General features: G+C 26.3%; 3 protein-coding genes. All 3 read right to left on the reverse strand.

Annotated features, from left to right (window positions below; all coding sequences use genetic code 11):
- A partial coding sequence (locus tag IDG60_RS11645) for an aldo/keto reductase (RefSeq protein WP_206160724.1) occupies positions 1–386 on the reverse strand: 386 nt, incomplete at its 3' end.
- A 447-nt stretch (positions 387–833) separates the two neighbouring features.
- On the reverse strand, positions 834–1,466 hold the full coding sequence (locus tag IDG60_RS11650) for a DUF443 family protein (RefSeq protein WP_000226989.1): 633 nt from the start codon (positions 1,464–1,466) through the stop codon (positions 834–836).
- A 139-nt stretch (positions 1,467–1,605) separates the two neighbouring features.
- Positions 1,606–2,190: DUF443 family protein (locus IDG60_RS11655; protein ID WP_206160725.1), on the reverse strand; the 585-nt coding region annotated here is incomplete at its 5' end.

Raw genomic sequence — 2,190 nt, forward strand, 5'->3', positions numbered from 1 at the left:
GGAAAATGAATATAATATAAATCGATATAATCAGTTTGTAGACGTTTCAAACTATTCTCAACTTGTTGTTTTAAATATTCCGGTTGATTGTTCTGATGTACTTCTTGATTTTCATCAAATTCATGAGACCCTTTCGTAGCAATTTTAATTTGCTCTCGCGGATATTCCTTAACAACTTCTCCAACCAATTCTTCTGATCGTTCTGGCCCATAAATATATGCCGTATCTAATAAATTAATACCATGATTAATGGCTTGACGAACAACATCTTTTCCTTGTTCTTCATCTAAGTTCGGATATAAATTATGCCCACCTACTGCGTTCGTCCCAAGTGCGATTGGAAACACTTCAACATCAGATTTACCTAAGTTTACAAATTGCTTCATTAGACCCAGCTCCTTATCTTTATAACTTTTCCACTATCACACTATCATGATTTAATACAACTTCCAAATGTTAGAATTAGGGTTTGAATTAAGGCGGTGTATTAGAAAAATGTTATGTAGAACTCAGTTAAAATAAGTATTGCTTAAGTTGATATGCATATAGCGCGATTGCTCGTTGACCTTTAAATTACATGTACTTTTGAATCAGAAATTGAAAAACATTTAAGAACGACAATATTAAAGCCATTGCAAATTTAATTAGAAATACTATAATGTTTTGATTTGCATAACAAAGAAATTAAAACTGTTAATATTAACATGGGATATCCATTATAAAATATTCATCTTTGTAGTTGATAATTCTATATTTCGGATTTTTATTCATTCTATCTATGAGTCAAATTTTTATATTAAATTTAATAATTTTAGATTTAAAAAACTCATTTATTATTCAGCTTTTTTAAGAAGTATTACATGAGCTTTTTTAATGCCAATGGGAACAATGTTTATAAAAAAGAAAAACATAGTTACTGCACCCCAACAGATAAATATAATTATATTTTGAACATCTATAGTTATCAGGGCATATAAAGTGAAAAATGAAAAACCACCGAAATATAAATATGCAAATATTATAAAGAAAAAATGTTTTAAATTAGGTAGTAATATCATTTTCTGACTTTTTTCTTTATTCATAGTAAAAACACTTAATGCTAGCCTACGATTTAAATTTAGGTAGAAAAATAAAATACCAAGAAATACAACAAAAAATATGGCTATTACTATTGTTTTTTCCAATCTAACATTAAATAAAGGCATATACTTTCTAAAAGTCACACTAAATAAAACTGAACTACCTAATGCTGGCCAAAATGCATTGTTTTTAGCAGGTTTGAAAGTATTTAAACTTTCTAATTCTTCTTGACTGATCTTGATGTATCTTTTTGGTGTCAACCAATTAAGCAATGGAATGAATAAAACTAACCAATTATTTATTATATTCACCATCAAATATTCATCATTATATTTAATAATTCTATATTTGGGATTTTTGTATATAGCTATTACCTCGCAAACCAATGTCTCCACATCCCTTTAATTTTATGTGTAATACATTTTTCGATACTTCAAAAGACATTAAAATATTATCAACTTACTATCATTAAAAATTTTATTCATTGTTATTTGCATATCTTTAATCTGAATTTATTACCACCATTTAATTTTTAAGTATGACATGAATGTTTTTATCTATAATTAAAGCTATATTCACTAGAAAAAAACCTATTATTGCTGTAATCCAAGCAAAATATACTATTATGTTTTGATAACTCATTGATAATAGAGCATATGAGAAAATCACTGTCCAAAAAATTAAAAAAACATATCCGAACAATGTGAAACAAAAATTTTTTAGTGTTGGTATTAAGATGATTTTCGACCTTTTATTTTTAGTATTATAAATATTTAAAGATGATTTTTTAATTAGGCGTACATAAAATATTAAAATCCCTATAAATGTGGTGCAACATATGGCAATAACTAATTTTTTATCAAGTTGAGTGTCAAGTAAAAGCGTATACTTTCTTAATGTAACTGCGAATAAAGTAGAGATACTAGCAACTGGCCAAAAAACATTCTTTTTAGCAGGTTTAACAATATTTAAATTTTCAAACTCTTCTCTACTAATTTTGACGTATCTTTTGGGGATGAACCAATTAATAAAAGGAAAAAATAAACTAATCCAAGTGCTTATTATATCGATCATTAAGTACTCATCATTATATTTAATAATTCTATATTT

This window comes from Staphylococcus sp. EG-SA-2, assembly GCF_017152085.1.